The 899-nt window shown below is 40.0% G+C and carries 1 protein-coding gene; it reads left to right on the top strand.

The features are described 5' to 3' along the window. Positions 1-375, top strand: a 375-nt coding sequence (locus tag HZY94_RS06460; protein WP_179925620.1) for a transposase, incomplete at its 5' end; no start/stop codon positions are given. Positions 376-899: the final 524 nt, after the last annotated feature.

Raw genomic sequence — 899 nt, 5'->3', positions numbered from 1 at the left:
AATCGTTATGTATCAGCACAAGATATAGCTTTAGAACTGGCCAATTATAGCCCTGTGTTGATGGAAACTTGGAACCTTTATCAACTGCTACTTGGATATTTTAAGGAAAGAAATGCGGACTACTTTTTTGACTTGATTCGAGAGAGCCAAAATTCAGAGCTCCTCCCTCAAAGCTTTCGTGATAAGCTAGCTTTTCTTTTAAAGAAGGAGGAATCTATCCGTCTAGCCCTTTCTGTGCCTTACAATAATGGCCTCGTTGAAGGAACTAATAATAAAATTAAGCTTCTGAAGCGCTCTGCTTTCGGCTATCGGAAACATGAGCATTTATTTGCCAGAGTTTACTGGATGCAATCTCCTGCTGTCCACTCTATCTAAAAATCCTCCCCTCTAGAGGGGAGGGCGTGTATCATAGGCTTCTGAAGAATTAGAAGAAATGCGCAACCTAGTGGTGAAAAGATTCCAAGCTTGCCAGCTTGGAATCGGGGGGAGTCGGGAAACTTCGGTTCCCGACTAAGGCATGGAACTCGTTAGAGGTCGCTGCCGTCCCCCACCACAGGGGAAGCATCTCATAGAAATTCGAAAGAAGCCAGGGTACAGTCATTAAAAAGCTACAATTATCAAATTCCATGACTATCGGTTTTCAGGAATTCCACACAACTTGCAAAAGAACCTTTTTTCGTAACTGAAGGTAAAAGAAAAGGCTCTATAATCTCTGTAGTGGGTAACGACCCAAAATAGAGATTATAGGGCTTTTTGAAATACAAAAAAAGTTCCACATGATCTATAATGAATAGCGACGAAACCAACATTAGGAGAATCATATGGAACTTATTCATAATACCACAGAATTACTCGGAATTACAGACAAAAATATCAAAATTACCTTTTACTATAAAAGA

Source organism: Streptococcus danieliae (assembly GCF_013415245.1).
Taxonomy (GTDB): Bacteria; Bacillota; Bacilli; order Lactobacillales; family Streptococcaceae; genus Streptococcus; species Streptococcus danieliae_A.
Note: the sequence above shows the minus strand (reverse complement) of the source record. Positions and strands in the feature narration are given on the sequence as shown.